Raw genomic sequence first — 21,474 nt, 5'->3', positions numbered from 1 at the left:
CTCCGGATGGGTGGGTCTGTGTGTGGTCTGGTATGCCAGTGCGCCGGTCGTTGCCGGCGCCTTTCTTCTCTCGGTCTTCTTTCAGGTCTGCGCCGCCTTGGAAGGCGTGACCGGCGTGGAGATGACCTTCTTCTTCTTTGCCTTCTTTGCCTTGACGCCGAAGCTTTCCGTCAGACGGTCGAGGATGATCGCGAGCAGCACGACGCCGAGACCGCCTTCGAAACCGATGCCGATATCGAGCCGCTGGATGCCGCTCAACACGTATTCACCGAGGCCGCCTGCACCGATCATCGATGCGACCACCACCATCGAGAGCGCCATCATGATGGTCTGGTTCACGCCTGCCATGATCGACGGCAACGCGTTGGGCAGCTGGATCTTCCACAGCAGCTGCGCATCGGTGCTGCCGAACGAGCGGCCTGCTTCGAGCAGTTCTTCGCGCACCTGGCGGATGCCGAGCGTGGTCAGGCGCACGACGGGCGGCATGGCGAACACGATGGTCGCGATCACGGCAGGCACGCGTCCGAGACCGAACAGGATCACGGCGGGAATCAGATAGACGAACGCGGGCATCGTCTGCATGAAGTCGAGCAGTGAGCGCAGCACGACTTCGGCGCGATTGCTGCGCGCGCCCCAGATGCCGAGCGGCACGCCGATCACGAGACTGAAGAACGTCGCCGCAATCACCAGCGCGAGCGTGGAAACCGTCTGCGCCCAGAGGCCCATATAGTTGATCGCGAAGAGCGCCACGCCGACGAATGCCGAGAACACGACGCCCTTGCGCCACAGCGCGAGCGCCATCAGGATCACCAGCATCGCGATGAACGGGACCGCACCCAGGCCATCTTCGAGCACCTTGATGACCGCGCCGAGTGCGGCGGAAAAGGCATCGAAACCGCCACGAAAATGTGAGAACAAGAAATTGACCGCGTCCTCGGCGAACTTGCCGAAAATCGAACTGCTCGAACCGTTCATGCTGCCCTCCGCTCCATGACCTGCTTGAGAATCGTGCGGCACGAGACGACGCCGGCGAGACGGCCTTGTTCGTCGGTGACGGGCACGTCGTGTTCCTGACTGAGTGCGATGGCCGCGAGCCGGTGCAGATCGGCGTCGAGCGGCACGGCGGCGACGTCGCGCAGCAAGGCTTCGCGAATCGGACGCGCGCCGCTCTTGTGCAGCGATGCGGGCGTCACGCATCCCTGATAGCGTCCGGCTTCGTCGCAGACATAGCCGCAGTCGGCGCCGCTGTCGATCAGGCTGTTCAGATAGCGTTCGGATGGTGCGCCGCCGTCGCAGGCAATCAGGCCGCGCTCGACCTTCGTGAGCAGGCTCGCTGCCGCGAGGAAGCGCGACACGTCGACGTTGCGGAAGAAGTCGCGCACGTAATCGTCGGCGGGCGATTGGATGAGTTCAGCGGGCGTGCCGACCTGAATCAGCCGGCCGTCTTTCATGATGCCGATGCGCCCGCCGATCTTCACGGCTTCCTCGATGTCATGCGAGATGAAGACGATCGTGCGCTGTTCTTCTTTCTGCAAGCGCAGCAGTTCGTTCTGCATCTCGAAGCGGATCAACGGGTCGAGCGCCGAGAACGCTTCGTCCATCAGGAGCACCGCGGGATTCACCGCGAGCGCTCGCGCCAGTCCGACGCGCTGCTGCATGCCGCCCGACAGTTCGCTCGGCAGCAATTTTTCGTAGGAACCCAGGCCGACGCGCGTCAACGCAGCGCGGGCAATGTCATATCGTTCCGATTTTTTCTTGCCGGCGACTTCGAGTCCGTACGCGATGTTGTCGATGACCGAGCGGTTCGGCAGCAGCGCAAAAGACTGGAACACCATTGCCATTTTTTCGCGGCGCACCGCGCGCAATTCGTTCACGTTCATCGGCGCAATGTCGCGGCCTTCGAGAATCACCTGACCCGAAGTCGGCTCGATCAGGCGATTGAGCAAGCGGACGAGCGTGGACTTGCCCGAGCCGGACAGACCCATGATGACGAAGATTTCGCCCGCGTTGACCGCGAGGCTGACGTCATCGACCGCGACCATGTTGCCGGTCTGCGCGAAGATTTCGTTGCGGCCGAGGCCTTGTTTCAGGAGTTCCTGCGCACGCTCGGGCTTGGCGCCGAAGATCTTCGAGAGATTCTTGACCGTAAGGATCCCGGTCTGCGAAGCGGCGACGGATCGGGCCGGGGACAGGCTGTCCGGCTCTGCGGAAACCGTCTTTGACAGGTCGCCCGGTGCGAGCGTCAGGTTCGGAATCATCGTTTCATTCCAGCTGGCAAGTTCGAAAAAACCGAAACGTTGGGGACGTCTGCCATATGCGTCCTTCGAGTACGATCCGGGTCGACAGCGCCGATCACATTCCGGCGTTCGTTGCGTTGGAATGAAGCGTAACGGGTCAATTTCGATCATCCACCGACATTTCCTGCGCCCTTTCCGATACTTCTGGTAATGGATTCCCGTGGTGCAGCGATGCAGGGAAACGGTGCGGGAGCGGGTGAATCGCTGGAAGCGTGTGTGGATGCGGCTTTGCGGGCGTCGAGCTTGAGCGGAAGCGGGTCTGGCGGGGTGGACTTGATGCGGCGGCGCTAGGGAATGCACCTAGACGTGCTGTCCTGCATGACTTTTCGTGAGGTTAAGGGCTCGGAAACCGCGCACGAACGTGGTCCTTGCGCCGACGATATTCGCCCCGCGTTCCGGAAAACCGGTGTGGAACGTTCGGTCTTTTATTGCAATCCCTGCCTCGGGCAAGGCGGAACGAACGCTCTCCATGTATCCCCATGTATCTGCGAGGCCCCCGGATACACAGTGATGCCGAAGGACGTCCACCGGGACAAGCGCCCGATACATCCGCGCGCTTCAATACGCTCCACGCCAACCGGAAAGGAGAAACCTCATGTTCGATCGCATCAAGATCGCCGCCTTCGCTGCCGCCATGATCGCCGCCTTCGGAGCGGTGGCCGCGCTGACCGCCTTCGCATCGACGGGGGCCTCGTCCGAACCGGATCCGGCGCGGCAGATCGCGGTCCAGGCGCCGGAATTCACCGGCATCGACAACTGGCTCAACAGCGCGCCGCTGAATCTGAAGCAAATGCACGGAAAAGTCGTGCTGGTCGATTTCTGGACCTTCGACTGCATCAACTGCGCGCATACGCTGCCGCATGTGAAGGACTGGGATGCGCGTTATCGCGACAAGGGACTCGTGGTCGTGGGCGTGCATACGCCCGAGTACGGCTTCGAGCGCGACACCGGGAACCTGAAGAAGGCCATTCAACGCTACGGTATCGACTTTCCCGTTGCGCAGGACAATGCCTACGCGACGTGGAACGCCTACGGCAATCAGTATTGGCCTGCACTCTACCTGATCGACCAGGACGGCAAGATCGTGTACCGGCGCTATGGCGAGGGCGGTTATGCGGAGACCGAGGCGAAGATCAGGGAACTGCTGGGAGCGTGATCACGAGGCGCGTTCAGAAAAAAAGGCGTGCCCGCGGCACGCCTCTTATCTGGAACAAGCGGTTCCGCTTTTATTTAGCTATGGCGAGCGACGGCGGCATCGGCATCCTCATCCCGCGTCGCGCCCTTGGCGGGACGCCCCGCCCAATAGCCGGCCAGCATCGAGCCCGACAGGTTGTGCCACACCGAGAACAAGGCGCCCGGAAGCGCGGCGATCGGCGTGAAGTACAGCTTGCCGAGCGTCGCGGCAAGACCCGAATTCTGCATGCCGACTTCGATGGCAAGCGTGCGGCAAACAGCCTCGTCGAAACCGAGCAGACGTCCGCCCCAGTAACCGCCCAGCAGCCCGATGCCGTTGTGCAACATCACGCCCAGAGCCACCACGAGACCGACCGAGGCAATGCTCTTCTGCGTACCGCCGACGACCGCCGCGATGATCAGCAGAATCGACACCATCGACACGAGCGGCAAGACCCATTCGATCTTGCGCACGATCTTGCCGAACAGATGATTGACGACGAGACCGACGACGATCGGCAGCGCCACGATCTGAACGATGCTCATCAACATGCCATGCACATCGACCACGATGGATGCATCGACGTACAGGCGCGTAAGCAGCGGCGTGGCGAACACGCCGACCAGCGTCGACAGTGCGCTGATCGTGACTGACAGCGCCACGTCGCCGCGCGCCAGATAGATCATCACGTTCGACGCGGTACCGCTCGCGACGCTGCCCACCAGCACCATGCCGGCCGTCAGGTCGGGAGGCATGCGCAGCGCCTTGGCGATGACCCAGGCGGCGAGCGGCATGACGAGGTAGTGCAGAACGATGCCGGCAATCACGGGCGCGGGACGCGTGAACACGCGCCGGAAATCGTCGAGGGAAAGCGTGACGCCCATCGACAACATGATGATGGTCAGAAGCGTCGTGACGTGCGGTGCGATGCCCGTCACGGACGAAGGCTCGGCATAGGCAGCGATGGAAACCAGCACGGCCCAGAGCGGAAAAAGGCGGGTGATGCGGGCAAACATGAAAAACAATCCTCGAAAGTCGTATGGGTAGCGTTTCGTGCCTTCCTGGCGGAACCGCGGTGGCTGCCGCGGCGCCGGGGGCGCCGGCTGCGCAGGAACGATCGTGTGATCTCGTGCGAAACAAATGGGGCCATGCGCAGCAAGATTGCCCTCGTGGGGCGGCCGCCTGGGCACCTGGGCTGCCTGATCGCCGTGCCGTCAGGCGCGGATCGCGCGCGGTGCGGCAAGGAAAATCCATCAGGCGCCGCATTTTACCTGTCGGCGCGGTTCTATTCTGAATTCGCTTAATTCTGACGCCGCTTGCGTCGATACGGGCCGTTCCGTTTTTTAATTTCGCGCTAATTCGTTTCGTTCATGCTGCGCAAGAACGAAGACTCATGGCGCGAATGCCAGCCCCATGAGTCGTCCGGTGATCACAACAAGGAGATCGTCATGTCATCAATCGCAATCCTTCAGGGCACGCCTACCTGGGTCTGGGTGCTGCTCGCCTTTCTTCTGTATCGTGGAATCAAGGCATTACAGACCAGCACCGCGCCGCTTTCGAAACTCGCCGTGGTGCCGCTGATCTTCGCCGGCCTGGGTATCGCGCATCTGATGTCGGACCCGTTCGCCGGCTGGAGCGCCGTCCTGGCGTGGATCATCGGTGTCGGAGCAGGTATCGCGGGCGGCATGTTCACCGCGAGCCGTTCGCGTTTCATGGTCGATCCGATTGCGCGCACCGTGATGCTGCCGGGCTCTTTCGTTCCGCTTGTGCTGATCGCCGTCATCTTCATCGCCAAGTTCTGGATCGGCTTTGAAATGGCCACGACGATGCTTGCCACCTCGCTCGTCCACTATGCGTCGCTCGAAGCGGCCATATCGGGACTCGTTGCAGGCATGTTCGGAGGACGCTTCATCACCTACTGGCGCGGGCTCGATGCGTGCCGTCCGGCCGCCGCTTGATGGTGCGCACGACGTTGCCCCAGACAGTCCGATGCAAATGGCGTCAAACTTGTTACTCCCGAACCGCGCGTCACAGCCTCACACTGGCGCAACACTCACGGTCTTGTTCAGGAGGAGACACACGTCATGACTGCATCGGATGAAAACGCAGGGAACGGCCCGCAACCGGCCATGCAAACGCCGGCGGTTGTCTCGCCGGCTGAATGGGAGGCGGCGCGCGATCGGCTCCTCGTGAAGGAAAAGGAACACACTCGCGCACGCGACGCGCTTGCCGCTGAACGTCGCCGCATGCCATGGATGGCCGTGAAAGCGGATTACCAGTTCGAAACGCCCGAAGGCACGCGAAGCCTGCTTGATCTCTTCGATGGAAGGCGTCAGTTGATCGTTTATCGCGCGTTCTTCGAGCTGGGCGTTTTCGGCTGGCCCGATCATGCCTGCCGCGGCTGCTCGATGGTCGCGGACCAGGTCGCGCATCCTGCCCACCTGAATGCGCGCGACACGACGCTGGTGTTTGCATCGCGCGCGCCGCAGGAAGACATCACAAGACTGAAGCAACGCATGGGATGGGACATACCGTGGGTCACCATCACGGATCAGTTCGACAAGGACTTCGCCGTGGACGAATGGCACGGCACGAATGTCTTCTTCCGCGACGGCGACACCCTGTACCGAACCTACTTCATCAACAATCGCGGCGATGAACAGATGGGCAATACCTGGAACTACCTCGACATCACGCCGCTGGGCCGTCAGGAACTCTGGGAAGACTCACCTGAAGGTTACCCGCAGACCCCCACCTATAAATGGTGGAACTGGCATGACAGCTACTCAGCGGATGCCCAGCCCGACAGAAAATGGGTCGAAGTGTCGGACGCGGGCGAAGCCGCATTCCGTGCGGAAAGCGCAAAGAAAAAACAATAAGTCGAAAATACCGTTTGCCAGAAGGGCGGCTTGGTAGCCGCCCTTTTTCATCTAAAGAATCCGCCAAACGTTTCCGTTATCGAAACTATCCGCGATGCAAGCTCATCGCACATGGCCTCTCGCACCAGCCGGCACCCCCCGCCGCTTTCGCCAGGACGCCCCTTCCGTCCAATCCATCCCTGGAAATTTTTGCAATGAAGAACTCGTTGGCCGCGCTTGCGGCCCTCGCCGGCACGCTTGCCGCGCTTGCCACGCCGCTTGCGCACGCTCGCGAAATCTATGGTCAGATCGGCACCGAAGGCGTCGGCCTGGGCTACTCCGAACCGCTCGGCACCCGCGACAATGTGCGCGCCGAGTTCAACGGATTTCGTTTTTCGCATGACTTCAATGCCGGCGGCCTGCATTACGACGGAACGGCGAGCATTTATCACGGCGGCTTTTATTTCGATTTTTTTCCGGCGCCTGACACCGTCGGTTTTCGCATCACAGCCGGCGCGCTCGTCGGCGGCGATAACGTCGATGCCACCGCGACCAGCATGAACGGCACGTACACCATCAATGGCGTGCAGTATTCGACGCTCGGGCAAAGCATTCACGCGAAGGCGCGCTTCCCGACAGTCCGTCCTTATCTCGGCATTGGTTTCGGCCACACGCCGGTTGCGCAAAAGGGCTTCTCGGCCTTCTTCGATGCCGGCGTCGCGTACGGCCGCCCGCACATCGACTTCGACGTGCCCGCCGATATCGTCGCTGAAGCAGGACAGGCAAACGTCGACGCGGAAAAACAGGATCTGCAGAACAAGGCCGACAAGCTGCGCTTCTTCCCGATCGTGAAGGTTGGCGTCACGTATCGCTTCTGAGCGCGTGTCGCGCTCGTTTCCACGCGGATGTTCCGAACCAGGCACGCACTTTGTTTTCGCTCGTCGTCCAGGCTCAACGAAGATTGGTGCGCGCCAGTTCGATGATCTCGTCGCCGCGGCCGCTCAGGATGGCTCGCAGCATATAGAGGCTGAACCCCTTCGCCTGCGAGAGCTCGATAGTCGGCGGAAGCGAGAGTTCATGCTTGGACGTCACCACATCCAAGACCGCCGGCCCCGCGTGCGCGAACGCGTCGCGCAGCGCGCTTTCGAGTTGTTCCGATTCCTCGACGCGCACTGACCAGATTCCCGCTCCCTTCGCGATCTGCGAAAAATCGGTCTTGCTCAGATCCACGTTCGTATCGACGTAGCCCGCCGCTTTCAATTCCATCGATACGAATCCGAGCAGGCTGTTGTTGAATACGACGACCTTGATCGGCAACTCGAGTTGCACGGCGCTCAGCAGATCACCGAGCAGCATGGCGAGACCGCCATCGCCCGACAGGGACACAACCTGACGCTGCGGATGCGCCGCCTGCGCCCCGAGCGCCTGTGGCATCGCATTGGCCATGGAGCCGTGATTGAACGACCCATGCAACTGGCGCTTGCCATTCATCGTCAGATAGCGCGCGGCCCACAGCGTCGGCGTGCCGACATCCGCCGTGAAGATCGCATCTTCGGCGGCGATGTCGTCGACCAGCTTGGTCAGGTACTGCGGATGAATCGGCCGGCCCGGAGCGGAAGGCGTGGCGAGATCGTCGAGCCCCTTGCGGGCGCTCGCATAATGCTTGAGCGCATTGTCGAGAAAGCGTCGTTCGTCCTTGCGCGTGAGTTTCGGCAGCAGCGCCGTGAGCGTTTCCTTGACAGTGCCGACTACGCCCATCTCCAGCTGCGCGCGACGCCCCAGTTGCGAACCGCGCCAGTCGATCTGGACTATCTTCGCGTTCGGCGGATAGAACGGACGATAGGGAAAGTCGCAGCCGAGCAGAAGCAGCGTGTCGCAATTCATCATCGCGTGATAGCCGGAGCTGAAGCCGATGAGACCCGTCATGCCGACATCGAATGGATTCTCATACTCGATGAACTGCTTGCCGCGCAGCGCATGCACGACAGGCGCACCGAGCGTGTCCGCCAGCGTCACGACTTCATCGTGCGATCCTGCAACGCCGCTGCCGCACATGATCGTCACCGCCTCGCAGCCGTTGAGGAGGCCGGCCAGCTTGTCGAGTTCGGTGTCGGAAGGAACGATCGCGCCGGGTGCGCTCGCCGTCCAGCGAGGCTCGATACCTGGGCCCTCGCTCAACGCGACATCGCCGGGCAGCACGATCACCGCGACGCCGCGCTGATCCAGCGCCGCGCGCATCGCCCGTTCGAGCACGCGGGGAAACTGCGATGCGTTCGCCACGAGTTCGACGAAATGACTGCATTCCCTGAACAATTCCTGCGGGTGCGTTTCCTGGAAATAGTTGAGGCCAATTTCCGTCGACGGAATGTGCGCGGCAATGGCGAGCACCGGCTGATGGTTGCGGTGACAGTCGTAGAGCCCGTTGATCAGGTGAAGATTGCCCGGCCCGCAACTGCCCGCGCAGACGGCCAGCTTGCCGGTCGTCGCGGCGTCGGCCCCGGCAGCGAACGCGGCGGCCTCCTCGTGCCGGGTATGCATCCAGCGGATCGAACCAACCCGATCCAGGCTGAAGGCGAGTCCGTTGAGGCTGTCGCCCGTGACGCCCCAGATGCGCTCGACACCGGCTGCGGCAAGCGTCCTTGCGAGGTAATCGGCGATGGTTTTAGTGGCCATGTTTGCTCCATGCGTGGAAAGGGATGCCGGGAGATGGCGCAGTCGTGCGGACTCGGAGCGCAACGAGCCACAAACGAGCGACGGCTCGTTGAATGCACGATGCAAAATGCAGACGCAAGTGTATGCCGGCTCTGTGAATATTGTCTTGTACCTTGCCTGCAGCGCGTCACGGCGAGTGAACGGATCCTGCCCTACGATCCGAAGAGGCGGTAAATCGGGCATTTTGAATACGTAATGCCCGATTGCCTTCTGCATGCAAAATGTAAAAGGGCGAATAGCGTCAGGGCTCGTCGCCCTGCGCTATCCGCCCTCCTTCATGGCCCTGGCGGGCCTTCAGGCTACCGCGACGTGCTATGCGTCACGCACCCTTGCGAACGTTGTCCGGCAGATCGCGGCCGTGATACTTCTTGTAGATCGTGTTCAGGTTGCCGTTCTTCATGTTCGTGCCCACCCAGTTGTTCACCCATTCCTTCAGACGCGGCTGATCCTTGTTCATCGCAATCCCGAGATCGAAATTCTTCTGCTCGAACTTCATCTCGATGTTGCGCTGAGGCGCGCGGTGCTGCATTTCCTGCAGGTTCGACGGTGTGCTCGAGAACACGTCGATCTGACCCGTCACCATCGAGGTGATGAGCGTTGCATCGTCTTCATAACGCTGGATCTGCGCGCCCTTTGCCTGCTGCGTCGTGAGCGTGTCGTTCACGGTTGCGCGCGTGAGACCGATGGTCTTGCCGTCGAGATCGGCATAGTCCTTCACCTTGATGGATTTCAAGCCGCCGACGATGATCGTGATCACCGCATAAGGATTCGAGAAGTCGACCACCTTTGCGCGTTCCGGCGTGATCGACAAGTCGGCGATCACGAGGTCCGCCCGCTTGGCTTGCAGCGTCGGGATGCGCGCGGCATTGGTGATCTGCACCAGTTCGAGTTTCACGCCGAGATCCTTGGCGAGCGCGGCGGCAGTATCCACGTCCGATCCAGCGGGCTTCAGGTTCTCGTCGGCATAGCTGAAAAGCGGCGTGCCCATTGCAATGGCGACGCGCACGACGCCGGCCTTCTTGATGTCGTCGAGCTGGTCGGCCATGGCGCTGTGCACCGCGCCTGCCAGCATCAGCGTGGCAAGGGCCGCGCGTGCAAGGATAGTCTTGGCTTTCAAGTTACGTCTCCGTCGTTATGGTTGTTGCGTGGATTGATGCGTGAGTCGAATGCGTGCTTGCGTGAAACAGGAATCACAGGCCGTTATCGAGGAAAGCGCGCAGTTCCGGCGTCTGCGGCGAATCGAGCATGCTGCCGTCGCCGACTTCCCAGACCCGCCCCTGATGCATGTAGATGATGCGGTCCGCCACGCGCTTGGCAAAAGCCATTTCATGCGTGACCAGCAGCATGGTCATGCCGTCCGCGGCAAGATCCTCCATGACGCGAAGGACTTCGCCGGTGAGTTGCGGATCCAGCGCCGATGTCACTTCGTCGAACAGCATCACCTTCGGCGACATCGCCAGCGAGCGCGCAATCGCGACTCGCTGCTGCTGTCCACCGGACAGCTGCTCAGGATATGCGTCTGCCTTCTGTCCGAGTCCAACCTGCTCCAGCACATTCAACGCAATGCGCCGTGCCTCGTCGCGCGACATTTTCTTCACGTGGCGCAACGCAAGCATGATGTTCTCTTCCACCGTCAGATGCGGAAAGAGGTTATAGCTCTGGAACACGATACCCACTTCACGGCGCAAGTGATGAAGGTCCACCTTGGGGTCGTCGACGCGGATGCCGCAGACCTCGATCTGACCTTGATCGACGGTCTCCAGCCGGTCGATGCATCGCAACGCCGTGCTCTTGCCCGAGCCGCTCGCGCCGATCACGGCAATCATCTCGCCCTTGTTGACCTCGAACGACACGCCCTTGAGCACATGATTGGAGCCGAAGCTCTTGTGAATATCGTCGACCTTAACGATTGCTGACATTGAGCTTGTTCTCCATCGATTGGCTCCAGCGCGAAAGCGGATAACACAGGACGAAATAAAACGCGCCTACCACGCCGAAGATGAGGAATGGCTGGAAGATCGAGTTGTTGATGATCTGGCCCGCGCGCGTCAGTTCGATGAAGCCGATTACCGAAGCAAGCGATGTCATCTTGATGAGCTGCACGAGGAAACCGACCGTGGGCGGCAATGCGAGGCGCATGGCCTGCGGAATGATCACGAGCCGCAATGTCTGCCAGCGCGACAGCGACAGGCATTCCGAGGCTTCCCATTGCGGCTTGGGCATCGCCTCGATGCAGCCGCGCCAGATATCGCCGAGATACGCGCTCGAATACACCATCAGGGCAAGGCCCGCTGCGAACAGCGCGGGCACCTGATAGCCATACACGGACAGGCCGAAATACACGATGAACAGCAGGATCAGCAGCGGGATGCCCTGAATGGCTTCGATATAAACGAGCGCGACGCGCGACACCCATGCGCGCGGCGAGATGCGCGCGAGCATCACGACGAAGCCGCCGATGCCGCCCAGCACGAACGCGAGCAGCGACAACACCACGGTCCAGCCGATCGATTGCACCAGGTAGGCCAGGTGCGCAGCCGTGAATCCGCCGCTCATGCCGCGCCCCCGGGTATGACCGTATCGATCCGTTGCGGATCGGGCGGCGCCTTGCCGGCCCTCTTCGCCGCCAGACGGATCGCGCGGCGACGCTTGAACAGATGCTCGCCGACCTGCCACGCGATCAGCTTGATGATCAGCGAGAGCACGAGATACAGGCCCGCGACCACGATGTAGGTTTCGAGCGAACGGAAGGTATCGGACTGCACGGTGTTGGCGACGGCCGTGAGTTCTTCCGCGGAGATCTGCGATGCAATGGCGGACGCCTGCATCATCAGCAGGAACTGGCTCGTCAGCGCCGGATAAACCTTTTCGATCGACGGCTGCAACATCACATGCCAGCCGATGCGCCATTTCGGCAAGCCCAGGCATTCCGCCGCCTCGATCTGTCCACGCGGCACGGATTCCAGACCCGCCCGAATGATTTCGGCTGCATAGGCGCCGATGTTGATCGTCATCGCAAGCGCAGCGGCCGCGAAGGTCGGCATGCGCAAGCCGATGCTCGCCAGTCCGAAATAGAGCAGAAAGATCTGCACGAGGAACGGCGTGTTTCGCACCGCCTCGATATAGATGATGCAGAGGCGCGTCAGCACAGGTACACGGGCGCGCTTCGCGAATGCCACGAGCATCCCCACGATCAAGCCGAAGAAGACCGCGACGCACGTCATCTTGAGCGTGAGCCACGCCCCTAGCAGGAACGTCGGCCAATAAGGCCACAGGGGTGAAAAATCGAGTGAAAACATGGAGGCGATGTCTCTGTCAGGTTGGCGCTCTACACGCTATGACGGCTTTCACGCCGCTGATTCGATCCTGCACTGGATGTATGACGACATACTACGATTCGTGATAATGAATCTTGCATGCATTAAACCGGGTCGAACGGTCCGATAGTCGTGAAGGCGCCGCCCTGAAGGACCGCGACGGGATCGGTCGGAAGGGGCGGCGGTGTGGCTTCGATCTTTGCGCGGAACGGTTCCGACGAGTCACGAGGCACGAAGCCGAGATTCGCTGCGCAGCGGTTGTCCCACCACGTGTGCGCATTGGCGGACATGCCGAAGGCAATCGTGTGGCCGACATCGGGCGTGAAGAGACTGCGGCGCAACAGGTCGTGAAAATCGTCCTGGCTCATCCAGCTCGCCATCATGCGGCGATCCTTGGGCTCCGGAAAAACCGAACCGATGCGGATGCTCACGGTCTCGATGCCGTAGCGGTCGAAGTACAACTGCGCCATGTCCTCGCCGAAGGACTTTGACAGTCCGTAGTAGCCATCGGGACGCTTGCGTGCCGTCGCATCGATGATCTCGTCCTGGCGGTAGAAACCCGTGACGTGATTCGAACTGGCGAACACGATGCGCTTCACGCCCTGTCGGCGCGCTGCCTCGTAGAGATTGAACACGCCCTTGATGTTCGCTTCGAGCACTTCCTCGAACGGACGCTCCACCGATACGCCGCCCAGATGGATGACGGCTTCGCACCCGCTTGCCAGCGTGTCAACGGCCTCACGGTCCGCAAGGTCGCAAGGCACGATTTCCTCGTGCAGCGCAGCCTCGCTGACGAGTACGCCAGGAAGGTCGGAAATGCGCACGTGGTGCGCAAATTCGGCAACCCGATGCCTGATGGCCTGCCCGATACCTCCAGCGGCGCCGGTGAGCAGCAGTCTTTCGAAGCGAGCCGAGTGCTCGCGTGACGAAGCTTTATTTCGTTGTTCCATCGAATCATGTCTCCTGCGAGATTCGGCTAGGGATTACCCTGCACGCATCTTCTTGTACGTTGTCATATCACCGCATGACGCATATCATCATTTGCCAACCGATTTGTCAATGTGTGTAAAACCCATTCCAACGAGAACGCCGTGACGCAATCGCCCGATCCTCACAATCACGCGGATTCCCTTTCTTCTGTGCATGCATCGTCGACTGCTCCGAACAGCGCTTCAGGCACGCGCCGAAGCCTCACGCTGCGCATGGTGGACGCCGTGCGCGCACAGATCGATGCGAGCGAACTGAAGGCCGGCGCCCGCCTTCCTACCGAGGCAGAAATGGTGCAGCACTACGGCGTGAGCCGCACCGTGGTACGCGAAGCGCTGTCGCGCCTGCAAGCGGAAGGACTCGTGGAAACGCGCCATGGCATCGGCACGTTCATCTGCGAATCGGCCGCGGCGCCGCTGCTGCAGATCGATCCCGCCGATGTCCCCGGCTCTCTCGACGCTCTGGCCATCCTCGAATTGCGCATCAGCCTCGAAACCGAGAGCGCAGGACTTGCGGCCCTGCGATGCGATGCCGCACGCGTGAAGGCCATGCGCGCCGCACTCGTCGATTTCGCGAGGAACGTCGACCGACAAGCCGATACCGTCGCACCGGACCTGCGATTCCACATGGAAATCGCACAGGCGACCGGCAACCGCTATTTCGTGGAGATCATGGCGCATCTGGGCGCGCGAATGATTCCGCGCACGCGCCTTACCGCAACGCCTGTCGCGCCCGAACGCCACGCTGAATACCTGACACGGGTGAATCGGGAACACGAACAGATCGCCGATGCAATCGAACGCGGCGACGCTGACTCCGCCCGCACGGCGATGCGTCTTCATCTGATCAACAGCCGGGAACGCCTGCGCCGCGCGCAGACACCGACCGATTGAATCCATGATGCAAAATTAAAAATGCAAAAGGACCGCGTTCTTTCCGCGGTCCCTTGTCTTTCGCAACACCCGCACTCACGCTCGCTCAGCGCGCAAGCTTGGGCTCCGCATCGTTGACGTCGTGGGCGCCCGAGATGGTCTCCAGCGCCGAGTCATGGTGCAGCAGCAGAACCGCCGCCACGCCGACCATGCCTGCCCCCGCGAGACACAGCAGCCCCGCGCCGAAACCGCCCGTGCTGTCCTTGATCCAGCCCATTGCGTAAGGACCGAAGAACCCGGCGAGATTGCCGAGCGAGTTGATTGCGGCGATGCCACCGGCAGCCGCAGCGCCCGACAGGAACGATGCAGGCAAGGTCCAGATCACCGGCAGGCAGCCGAAGATGCCGAAGCCCGCAATCGACAGCGCGATCATCTTCAAGACCGGATCGTCGAGTCCGGCCGAGACAGCGATGCCGCCGGCCGCGACCATCAACGCAATCGCCACATGCCAGCGACGCTCGAGCTTGCGGTCCGAATGACGTCCCCACAAGACCATGCTGACGACACCGACCGCGTAAGGCAGCGACGTCACGAAGCCCGTCTGCAGATTGGTGAGGCCGAACGCCTTGACGATCTGGGGCAGGAAAAAACTCAGGCCATAGTTGGTGGCATTGGCGCCGAAGTAGATCAGCGCGATCGCCAGCACGCGGGGATTGAAGATCGCTTCCTTGACGCTGAACGCATGCACCGATTCGCGATGCGCGCGCTCGTGCGCCTGACGGTCGACCAGCCATTTGCGCTCGTCATCCGCGAGCCAGTGCGCATCCTTGGGCTTGTCGGTGAGGTAGAAATACACGACGAATGCAAGCAGGAGTGCCGGAATGGCCTCGATCAAATAAAGCCACTGCCAGCCTTGCATCCCGCCCATACCGTCCATCTGCAATAGCGCACCGGAAATCGGGCCGCCGATCACGGTCGAGAGCGGAATCGCCGCCATGAAATAGCCGACCACGCGCCCCCGGTACTTGGCCGGAAACCACAGCGTCAGCAGAAAGATGATGCCGGGGAAGAAGCCCGCTTCGGCGATGCCAAGCAGGATCCGCAAGCCGTAGAACACGTAGGCGTTGGACAGACCCGTAGCTTGCGCGATGTGCGGTATGTATGCCATCGCGGCGGCGAGGATGCCCCAGGTGAACATGATTCGCGCAATCCAGCGGCGCGCGCCGAATCGTTCGAGCAGCAGGTTCGACGGAACCTCGAAAAAGAAATACGCGATGAAGAAAATACCGGCGCCGAACCCGAACATGCTCGCAGTGAAGCCGAGCGCCTTGTTCATTTGCAATGCTGCAAAGCCGACGTTGACGCGGTCCAGATAGGCTATGAAGTAACACAAAATCAGGAACGGCACGAGGCGAACCATCACGCGCTTCATGGTGCGAGTTTCAAGGTCCATCTATGTCTCCTCCGGATAGAAGAATCGCTGGATCGCGGGTACTCGGGATACCTGCGGAGCCTACTCTTTAAGGAGGAACTTCAGCATTGGTGTTTAGCCTTGGTATCGGTTCCGGAGACCGGCTGGCAACCGGAACGGCATGCGCCAATCCGGTGCTGGAACGACTTGCATCCCAGCATTTGCGACGCCATATATCGAAGAAAATGTGAACGGATCGTTCCGCTTCGTACCCGTCATGCGACCGGTAACATTCCGGCGTATTCCGGTTCCGGTAATCCTTGCACGCCTGCGTTCAGCGCGAACACATGACCGTCGTCGTCAGTCGCGTTCGTTGACGGGCGGATCGTCGTGACGAAAAGCGTCGAGAGGTCGCTGCCGCCGAACGCGCACATGGAGGGCTTGCTGGCCGGCAACGCGATTTCGCGGTCGAGTCGGCCTTGCGGCGTGAAGCGCAGCAGGCGCGCGGCATCGTTCGCGCATGTCCAGTAACAACCGTCCGCATCGACCGCTGCGCCGTCCGGACGTCCCGTGTGATGATGCAGGTCGGCAAACACACGTCGTGCGCCGGGCGTGCCGCTGTCCACGTCGAAGTCGAATGCCCAGATCAGGCGACGTTGCGGATGAGAGTCCGACAGATACATGATCTTGCCGTCGGGCGACCAGGCCAATCCGTTCTGCGTGATCAAACCCTCGACAAGCGGGTCCGACAGCACGCCATGTCCATCAAAGCGGTATAGCGCGCCGGCCGCACTCGCGAGCGACATGTCCTGCACCATCGTGCCCGCCCAGAAACGGCCCTGCCTGTCACAGCGGCCGTCGTTGAAACGCATGCCTGGTGCGGCGAACGAGGGCGCGGCGAGCTTCGCGGCGCAGGCATCACCGTCGTCATGCAGTGTCACGGCAAAAATGCCGCTCTCCATGCCGGCGACGATCTGTCCGGCGGCATCGAATGCGATACATGCGACCTGTTCAGCGAAGGTCCATTCGGAGCGCTGTCCGCTCTCGAGCACGAGTCGGACGATGCGCCGTGCCGGAATGTCGACCCAGTACAGCGCGCCCTCTTTCGCGCGCCAGACCGGGCATTCGCCGACCGTCGCGGCGCCCGCCGGGTCGAGACGCTCCACGCGCTCGGCGCTGCTCATCGCTTGCGCTCCATCGGCTCGCCGATGACAAACTGCCCGCCCTGGAAGCGTTGGGCGGGATCGTCGTAATCGGCGGTCGGCGCCTTCGGCGGGAACAGTTCGTTGAACTGCGTCGAGCTGTCTTGCGGATTGAATCCCAGGAAACCGGCTTTCGAGTTGTCCCACCACTTCACCGGATTGTCAGATGCCCCGTACACGATCGTATGTCCCACGCGATTAGTGAACAGCGAGCAGCGCACGAGTTCGATGAAGTCGCGATAGCTCAGGTAAGTGACCAGCATGCGCGGGTTCTTCGGTTCCTCGAACGACGAACCGATGCGCAGGCAGACGGTCTCGATGCCGAAGCGATCGAAGTAATAGCGCGACAGCGACTCGCCGAAGCACTTCGTCACACCGTAGAGACTGTCGGGCCGCTGCGGCGAGTCGGCGTCGAGCACGTCGGTCACGGAATGAAAGCCGATCGCATGATTCGAACTCGCAAACACCACCCGCTTCACGCCATGGCGACGCGCCGCTTCGTAGATGTTGTAGGTACCGCGAATGTTGGCTTCGATCAGGTCATCGAACGGGGCGTCGATGGAGATACCGCCCAGGTGCACGATCGCATCCACGCCTTCGACAAGCTGCATCACCTTGGCAATGTCAGCGAGATCGACGGCGCTTGTCTCTTCATGACGTCCGGCATCGTCGAGCGGCGCAATGTCCGAGAGCCTTACCACGTCCGCCCACTGCGAGAGTGCACCGCGCAGCTGTCGGCCCAGGTTGCCGGCTGCGCCGGTAAGAAGCAGACGCTTGAACGGTTTGCCCGCTGCCGTTGGCTGATTCATCGAAACTCCTTGGAGATACGTTGCACTGCGTTGAAAGCAAAAAGGAAGAAAACGTTTTCGGCGTCGACGGCGCAGTCTGCGGAAGAGCTGGACAGGATTTGAATGCATAACACATCATTCAAAATGCAGATCCGTTTTCCGAGTTTCCCTATTTTCTGCGACAATTCGTCAATTCTGCGAAAACGTTACCCTCCGAATGAAAAAAAATTCCTCAACCATTCGCGACGTTGCTGCCGCAGCGGGCGTATCCGTCGCGACAGTTTCCAAATACATCAACGGCGCGCAACGATTTTCGGCGCCTGTTGAAGCACGGCTCAAGGAGGCGATCGAGACGCTCGGATATCGTTCGAATCCGCTGGCACGCTCAATGATCACCGGCAAGACCCGCACCATCGGACTCACCATCCTGGACATCAGCAATCCGCACTTCACTCACGTCGTCAAGGGCGCCAACCGCATCGCGCTGCGTCATGACTACACGCTGCTGCTCGTCGACATCGACGAGAACCAGGCTCGTGAGCGTCCCCTCATCGAAGCGCTCGCGCAACGCGTGGACGGCTTGCTCGTCAGCTCGCGCCTGCCCGACGAAGAGGCGCACTGGATGCTCGAACTCGACAAACCGGTCGTGCTTCTGCGCAATGCCGAGCTGCCGATTCCGAGCGTCGGCATCAACAGCCGCCTTGCCACCTACATGCTGACGCGTCACTTGCTCGACCTGGGGCATCGGCGTATCGCTTACCTCGGCTTCGAGCATGCGCGCATCAACGATGAGCGCATCCGCGGAGCTCGCGATTGCCTTGCCGAAGCGGGCCTCGAACTCGATGTCTATGAAGCCCATGCACCGACTTCCATCGCGGGCGAACAGGCGTGCTCGCGCGTGATGCTTGGACCGAAGCGGCCGCAGGCGGTGATCTGCTACAACGACCTGATCGCGCTCGGCTTCATGAAGGAAGCCGCGACACTCGGCATACGGGTGCCGCATGACGTTTCCGTCACCGGCATCGACAACGTCCCGTACGGCGCTTATGCCGCGCCCGGCCTCACTACAGTGGACATCCAGAGCGAGAAGATGGGCGAACTCGCCATGCAGAAACTCATCGACGCGCTCGCCGGACATCCCGATCCGGGCAATTCCATGTTCGAACCGCGGCTTATCGTGCGTGAATCCACGGCTGCCGCGACCTGATGCACGCATGATGCACGGCGCGCGGCCTGCGCGCCGGTCTTGCGCAAACTCAACCGGCAAGCTTCGCCGGCGTCATCTTCGGCGTCAGTACATGCATGATTGCGAATGCAATCAAATAAGCCGACGCACCGATCGCAAACAGCACCCAGTAGTGACCCGTGCGCTGCAATACCTGACCGATCACTTCCGAGAACAGCACGCCGCCGATCGAACCAGCCATGCCGCCGATACCGACCACCGCACCCACCGCGCGGCGCGGGAACAGGTCCGATGCGGTCGTGAACAGATTCGCCGACCAGCCCTGGTGCGCCGCCGCCGCGAGACCGACGATCGCCACCGCGACCCACAGGTTCTCCGCCTGCGAGACGAACGCGATGGGCAGTACCGCGCAGGCGCAGATCAGCATCGCAGTCTTGCGCGCCGCGTTCACGGTCCAGCCCGAGCGCAGCAGCGCCGACGAGATCCAGCCGCCGCCGATACTGCCCACCGTGGTGATCGCATAGATCACGACGAGCGGCAGGCCGATGTGCTGCATGTCCATGCCACGCGATTCATTGAGCCACTTCGGCAGCCAGAACAGATAGAACCACCACACCGGGTCCGTCAGGAACTTGCCGACGATGAACGCCCACGTTTCGCGCTTCCTGATGAGTTCCTTGAAGCCCGGTGCGCCGGCCTTCGCATGGGCGGCGTCGGCGATCTTCGCCTCGTCGCCTTCATCGGCGAGTTCGTCGTCGTGCGCGCTGCCGTCCGGCTGGCGATACATCACGAACCACACGACGAGCCACACGAGGCCGACGGCGCCCACCAGCACGAACGCCGCGCGCCAGCCGAAAGCCACCGCCAGAGCCGGAATGAGCGCGGGCGCAAAGACCGCGCCGATGTTTGCACCTGAATTAAAAATGCCAGTGGCGAGTGCACGCTCGCGACGCGGAAACCACTCGGCGGTGGTCTTGATCGCGGCCGGGAAATTACCGCCTTCGCCGATGCCGAGCAGTGCGCGAACCATCGCGAAGCCCATCACCGACCCGACGGCTGCGTGCAGCATCGCCGCGATACTCCAGATGAACATCGCAGCCGCATAGGAGATGCGTGTGCCGAGCCAGTCGACGATCCGCCCGAAACACAGCAGGCCGATGGCATAAAACGCCGAGAACGCAATGACGATGCGGCCGTACTGCACCTGCGTCCAGCCGATGTCGTGCTGAAGCATTGGCGCCAGCAGACCGAGGATCTGCCGGTCCATGTAGTTGATGACCGTGGCGAAGAAGAGCAGCGCGCACACGGTCCAGCGATAACGGCTGGCGGTTCGTACGACGCCGGCAACGACAGTGTTCATGAAGAGTCTCCGGACGCGGCGGCGCTCGTCGTGCCGCGTTCTTTGTTGCATGGATTGGGCGACGAGCGCCGCGGGCGGATCCATCCGGAGGCACCAGAAGGTCACCCATACAGCCGTTTTGGAAAACGTTTTATCAAGAATAGTCGTTTTGAACCGGACTGACCATCCTGGTGTTTGCCCTAGGTCGCACAACAGCACGGCCCCACAGGCATTCTGGCGGGATCCGAGCAAGCCTCAACCGAGAAGTTAATCGTTTTCTACGATTTTTCCCAGAAGCGAACGGTTTTATGCATCAGGTGTTTTGTATTCCAACCGCGTCTACGCGCGCCTGTAAGATCGAGCCCCATTCATCCATCGCAACGCATCGCGCGCGTCATGCCTTCTCGTCTCACGGGGTTCATCTATCTGCTTGTCACCGCCATCGGCTGGGCGCTCAACTGGCCGGCCATGAAGGTTCTGCTGCGCGAATGGCCGCCGCTCTTCTCCCGCGGCGTCGCGGGCGTGACGGCCGCCGTTCTGCTGAGCCTTATCGCGGTCTTTGCCGGGGAAAACCTTCGCGTGCCGCGCGCATGTGTTCCGCGCCTGCTCCTCGCATCCGCGATCAACGTGTTCGCCTGGATGGGTTTCGCCACGCTGTCGATGAAATGGCTATCCGTGAGCGAAGGCGCGTTGCTCGTCTACACCATGCCGATCTGGGCCATGCTGCTCGCGTGGCCCATGTCGAAGCGCAAGCCCTCCTTCGCCGGGTTTTGCGCCCTCGCTCTGGGCCTGGCCGGCGTGATCGTCCTGCTTTCGGGGCACGGATTTTCGTTCGATGGCGGCAAGCTCGCCGGCATCGCCTTTGCGCTGGCGGCGGCAGTGTTGTTCGCGCTTGGCACGGTCATCACGCATGGACCCATGCCCGTCGCGCCGATCACGCTGGTCGCCTGGCAAGTCGGCATCGGCTGCGCGCCGATGGTCCTGCTCGGCGCGCTGATCGAGCATCCTTCGTTCGCGGCGCTCAAGTTCGATGGCTGGGCCGTCATGGTCTACATGAGCCTCGTACCGATGGGCGCGTGCTATCTGGCGTGGTTTGCCACCCTGCGCCGGCTGCCCGCCGAGGTCGCCGCCATCGGCATGCTGCTCGTGCCGGTCATGGGCATCGTCGCCGCGGCCGTCACGCTGGGCGAGCCGCTCGGCGCACGCGAAGCCATGGCGATGGCACTGACGCTCTCGGGCGTCGCGCTCGCGATGCGTCAGCGCCGCTAGCACATTGCGGTGTCCTGCCCCAAGCGAAAAATTAAAGACGCACGCGCCGGCTGCCGATAAGG

20 protein-coding genes are annotated in these 21,474 nt (G+C 61.6%); 7 read left to right on the top strand and 13 right to left on the bottom strand.

From position 1 onward, the window contains the following. Window positions 1-81: 81 nt before the first annotated feature. Window positions 82-975, bottom strand: coding sequence for a proline/glycine betaine ABC transporter permease (locus QCE69_RS24440; protein WP_309933440.1), 894 nt, complete (start codon window positions 973-975; stop codon window positions 82-84). Beyond that, the gene (locus tag QCE69_RS24435; protein WP_309933439.1) at window positions 972-2,258 is read right to left on the bottom strand and encodes a glycine betaine/L-proline ABC transporter ATP-binding protein; all 1,287 of its coding nucleotides are present in this window, start codon (window positions 2,256-2,258) and stop codon (window positions 972-974) included. The genes QCE69_RS24440 and QCE69_RS24435 overlap by 4 nt, the downstream gene beginning before the upstream one ends. A gap of 634 nt (window positions 2,259-2,892) precedes the next feature. Between QCE69_RS24435 and QCE69_RS24430 the strand changes: the two genes are divergently transcribed. Continuing rightward, window positions 2,893-3,453, top strand: coding sequence for a thioredoxin family protein (locus tag QCE69_RS24430; RefSeq protein ID WP_309933437.1), 561 nt, complete (start codon window positions 2,893-2,895; stop codon window positions 3,451-3,453). A gap of 74 nt (window positions 3,454-3,527) precedes the next feature. On the opposite strand, the gene QCE69_RS24425 is transcribed toward QCE69_RS24430, so the two are convergent. Beyond that, on the bottom strand, window positions 3,528-4,487 hold the full coding sequence (locus QCE69_RS24425; RefSeq protein ID WP_309933435.1) for a bile acid:sodium symporter family protein: 960 nt from the start codon (window positions 4,485-4,487) through the stop codon (window positions 3,528-3,530). A 432-nt stretch (window positions 4,488-4,919) separates the two neighbouring features. On the opposite strand from QCE69_RS24425, the gene QCE69_RS24420 reads away from it, so the two are divergent. The 3 genes from QCE69_RS24420 to QCE69_RS24410 all read left to right on the top strand — a co-directional run bounded on the left by QCE69_RS24420 (window position 4,920) and on the right by QCE69_RS24410 (window position 7,207). Next, on the top strand, window positions 4,920-5,429 hold the full coding sequence (locus tag QCE69_RS24420; protein ID WP_309933434.1) for a DUF6622 family protein: 510 nt from the start codon (window positions 4,920-4,922) through the stop codon (window positions 5,427-5,429). A gap of 126 nt (window positions 5,430-5,555) precedes the next feature. After that, window positions 5,556-6,350: a DUF899 domain-containing protein gene (locus QCE69_RS24415; protein WP_309933432.1), complete on the top strand. Its 795-nt coding sequence runs from the start codon at window positions 5,556-5,558 to the stop codon at window positions 6,348-6,350. Continuing rightward, complete coding sequence (locus tag QCE69_RS24410) at window positions 6,284-7,207, top strand: hypothetical protein (RefSeq protein WP_309933430.1); 924 nt, start codon at window positions 6,284-6,286, stop codon at window positions 7,205-7,207. Before QCE69_RS24415 ends, QCE69_RS24410 begins: the two co-directional genes overlap by 67 nt. 73 nt (window positions 7,208-7,280) lie before the next feature. Here the strand turns inward: QCE69_RS24410 and poxB are convergent, their stop codons facing one another. From poxB to QCE69_RS24380, 6 genes are all read right to left on the bottom strand, one after another. Next, window positions 7,281-9,002, bottom strand: coding sequence for a ubiquinone-dependent pyruvate dehydrogenase (poxB, locus tag QCE69_RS24405; protein ID WP_309933428.1), 1,722 nt, complete (start codon window positions 9,000-9,002; stop codon window positions 7,281-7,283). 358 nt (window positions 9,003-9,360) lie between these two features. Continuing rightward, on the bottom strand, window positions 9,361-10,158 hold the full coding sequence (locus tag QCE69_RS24400; RefSeq protein WP_309923852.1) for a transporter substrate-binding domain-containing protein: 798 nt from the start codon (window positions 10,156-10,158) through the stop codon (window positions 9,361-9,363). Window positions 10,159-10,231: 73 nt separating this feature from the next. Further along, a complete protein-coding gene (locus QCE69_RS24395; protein ID WP_309923850.1) occupies window positions 10,232-10,960 on the bottom strand; it encodes an amino acid ABC transporter ATP-binding protein in 729 nt (242 codons plus the stop codon). Next, window positions 10,944-11,597: an amino acid ABC transporter permease gene (locus tag QCE69_RS24390; protein ID WP_309923848.1), complete on the bottom strand. Its 654-nt coding sequence runs from the start codon at window positions 11,595-11,597 to the stop codon at window positions 10,944-10,946. Before QCE69_RS24390 ends, QCE69_RS24395 begins: the two co-directional genes overlap by 17 nt. After that, the gene (locus QCE69_RS24385) at window positions 11,594-12,340 is read right to left on the bottom strand and encodes an amino acid ABC transporter permease (RefSeq protein WP_309923846.1); all 747 of its coding nucleotides are present in this window, start codon (window positions 12,338-12,340) and stop codon (window positions 11,594-11,596) included. The genes QCE69_RS24390 and QCE69_RS24385 overlap by 4 nt, the downstream gene beginning before the upstream one ends. A 122-nt stretch (window positions 12,341-12,462) precedes the next feature. Continuing rightward, window positions 12,463-13,308, bottom strand: coding sequence for an NAD(P)-dependent oxidoreductase (locus QCE69_RS24380; RefSeq protein WP_309933427.1), 846 nt, complete (start codon window positions 13,306-13,308; stop codon window positions 12,463-12,465). Between the two features lie 141 nt (window positions 13,309-13,449). On the opposite strand from QCE69_RS24380, the gene QCE69_RS24375 reads away from it, so the two are divergent. Then, window positions 13,450-14,238 carry a FadR/GntR family transcriptional regulator gene (locus QCE69_RS24375; protein WP_309933425.1) on the top strand — a complete coding sequence of 263 codons (789 nt, stop codon included), beginning with the start codon at window positions 13,450-13,452 and terminating at the stop codon, window positions 14,236-14,238. Window positions 14,239-14,323: 85 nt separating this feature from the next. Here the strand turns inward: QCE69_RS24375 and QCE69_RS24370 are convergent, their stop codons facing one another. The 3 genes from QCE69_RS24370 to QCE69_RS24360 all read right to left on the bottom strand — a co-directional run bounded on the left by QCE69_RS24370 (window position 14,324) and on the right by QCE69_RS24360 (window position 17,639). After that, on the bottom strand, window positions 14,324-15,670 hold the full coding sequence (locus tag QCE69_RS24370; RefSeq protein WP_309923840.1) for an MFS transporter: 1,347 nt from the start codon (window positions 15,668-15,670) through the stop codon (window positions 14,324-14,326). 233 nt (window positions 15,671-15,903) lie between these two features. Continuing rightward, on the bottom strand, window positions 15,904-16,812 hold the full coding sequence (locus tag QCE69_RS24365) for an SMP-30/gluconolactonase/LRE family protein (RefSeq protein ID WP_309923838.1): 909 nt from the start codon (window positions 16,810-16,812) through the stop codon (window positions 15,904-15,906). Next, on the bottom strand, window positions 16,809-17,639 hold the full coding sequence (locus QCE69_RS24360) for an NAD(P)-dependent oxidoreductase (protein WP_309923836.1): 831 nt from the start codon (window positions 17,637-17,639) through the stop codon (window positions 16,809-16,811). The genes QCE69_RS24365 and QCE69_RS24360 overlap by 4 nt, the downstream gene beginning before the upstream one ends. A gap of 196 nt (window positions 17,640-17,835) precedes the next feature. Between QCE69_RS24360 and QCE69_RS24355 the strand changes: the two genes are divergently transcribed. Further along, a complete protein-coding gene (locus tag QCE69_RS24355) occupies window positions 17,836-18,825 on the top strand; it encodes a LacI family DNA-binding transcriptional regulator (RefSeq protein ID WP_309923834.1) in 990 nt (329 codons plus the stop codon). A gap of 49 nt (window positions 18,826-18,874) precedes the next feature. Here QCE69_RS24355 and QCE69_RS24350 read toward each other — a convergent pair whose 3' ends face one another. Then, a complete protein-coding gene (locus tag QCE69_RS24350; RefSeq protein ID WP_309923833.1) occupies window positions 18,875-20,164 on the bottom strand; it encodes an MFS transporter in 1,290 nt (429 codons plus the stop codon). A gap of 375 nt (window positions 20,165-20,539) precedes the next feature. Between QCE69_RS24350 and QCE69_RS24345 the strand changes: the two genes are divergently transcribed. Next, complete coding sequence (locus QCE69_RS24345; RefSeq protein WP_309933424.1) at window positions 20,540-21,412, top strand: DMT family transporter; 873 nt, start codon at window positions 20,540-20,542, stop codon at window positions 21,410-21,412. Window positions 21,413-21,474 lie beyond the last annotated feature (62 nt).

The sequence above is a fragment of the Caballeronia sp. LZ032 genome, assembly GCF_031451315.1.
Lineage (GTDB): Bacteria > Pseudomonadota > Gammaproteobacteria > Burkholderiales > Burkholderiaceae > Caballeronia.
Note: the sequence above shows the minus strand (reverse complement) of the source record. Positions and strands in the feature narration are given on the sequence as shown.